Raw genomic sequence first — 650 nt, forward strand, 5'->3', positions numbered from 1 at the left:
CCAGCTTGACCAGCCTGCGGCCGTCGCACACCGCGCGCACCAGCGTCACCTTGCCCACCCCGGCCGGGCCGGACACCAGCACGCCCAGGTTGGCGCCGGCGCCCAGGGTCTTGAGCAGGTGCGGCTCGTCGAGCGCGAGCTTGAGCCATTCGATGAGCTTGGCGGCCTGCGGCTGTGAGCCCTTGAGTTCCTCGAGGACCGTTTCGGGGCTGGCCACGTCGACCAGCTCGGTGGACACGGCCGGGCCGCCGGCCGGCACGCCCTCGCCCCAGGTGACCAGCGAGTTGGGCTGCACGCTGACCGGGCCGAGCGGGTCCACGCCGGTGACGGTCAGCAGCTCCGAGGTCCAACTGATGCCCACCGAGGCCGCCAGCGCGCGGGTGGCGGCCGCCGTCGAGAAGCCCGGGCCCAGATCGCGGGGCAGCAGCGACACGGCGTCGCCGACGGTCAGCACCTTGCCGAGCAGGGCCTGCCGCAGGGTCACCGGCGAAATGGACTGGCTGGCCAGCGACGAGCCGGACAGCGTCACCGACCGGGCGCCGTAGACGGTGACCGCGCCGACGATCACGGCGGTGCCCTCACGCAGCCCGGCGTTGGACAGCGTCACGTCGTCGAGCAGCGCGGTGCCGACCGGGGTGTCCGGCCCGTGC

The 650-nt window shown here is 74.0% G+C and carries 1 pseudogene; it reads right to left on the minus strand.

The features are described 5' to 3' along the window. Positions 1 to 650: pseudogene (locus tag A9X03_RS00550) on the minus strand (ATPase); the annotation flags it as partial.

This window comes from Mycobacterium sp. E1715, assembly GCF_001667625.1.
Taxonomy (GTDB): Bacteria; Actinomycetota; Actinomycetes; order Mycobacteriales; family Mycobacteriaceae; genus Mycobacterium.